Origin of the sequence: Pseudomonas hunanensis (assembly GCF_013393325.1) — a bacterium.
GTDB lineage: Bacteria > Pseudomonadota > Gammaproteobacteria > Pseudomonadales > Pseudomonadaceae > Aquipseudomonas > Aquipseudomonas putida_P.
In genome coordinates this window covers 1-363 of sequence record NZ_QJRC01000012.1, presented here as the reverse complement: position 1 = coordinate 363, position 363 = coordinate 1, and the positions used below count along the sequence as shown (strand labels likewise).

At 59.8% G+C, this 363-nt stretch carries 1 protein-coding gene; it reads right to left on the bottom strand.

The annotated features are described in order from the left end of the window. The coding region (locus DM807_RS00050) for an immunoglobulin-like domain-containing protein (protein WP_179026918.1) at window positions 1-363 on the bottom strand (363 nt) is incomplete at both ends.

The following is a 363-nucleotide window of genomic DNA, read 5'->3' as shown; positions in this document are numbered from 1 at the left end:
GCTCGTACTTGACGCTGGTGTCGCCGGCTTTGATGGTGACCGTGGCGTTGTTGCTCAGGGTCACGACCAGGTCGTGATCCAGCGGCTGGTTGACGTGCACGGTGAACGTCGGTTTGACGTTCTCGGCCACCGAAGTTTGGTCGGCGGTGATAGTGACTTTGACCAAGTCGCCTTCGTTGGTGCCGCCCGGGGTACCTGGATTGCCCGGAGTGCCAGGTTCGTCGGTAACAGTGGTCTTGACCTCGGTTTTATCCAGGGTCAACTTCTCGAACTTGTCGACATCCGCGCCTTCAACGGTTGCGATCGACTTGACGATCGGGTCGTTGGCACCAACGTAGACGTTGTCCGGGGCGGTGACCGTGG